Source organism: Parafrankia sp. Ea1.12, assembly GCF_900465275.1.
In the GTDB taxonomy this organism is placed as follows: Bacteria; Actinomycetota; Actinomycetes; order Frankiales; family Frankiaceae; genus Parafrankia; species Parafrankia soli.
Genome location: NZ_UBIZ01000146.1, coordinates 1 through 238 on the forward strand (window position 1 = coordinate 1; position 238 = coordinate 238).

The 238-nt window shown below is 66.4% G+C and carries 1 pseudogene; it reads right to left on the bottom strand.

Annotated elements, in window-relative coordinates:
• A pseudogene (locus FMEAI12_RS03805) lies at positions 1-237 on the bottom strand (ABC transporter substrate-binding protein); the annotation flags it as partial.
• Position 238 lies beyond the last annotated feature (1 nt).

Below are 238 nucleotides of genomic sequence, written 5' to 3' on the forward strand. Positions count from 1 at the left end.
TTCCGCAGGGCCGCGGGCGAGGCGATCCAGTTCAGTGACGAGGTGACGACGGACTGGGCATACTTGGGCACCTGGGTGACCATCGTGGCCGTCAGCGTGACATCGTCCACCACCTCGGTCGAGGCGACCATCGCCGCTTCCGCCGCGCTGGGTGAGGCGCTGGCCGGGTCCTTGAGTCGGTCCCAGTTGAATTTCACCGCTTCGGCATTGAGCGGAGTGCCCGTCGGAGAAGACCAGC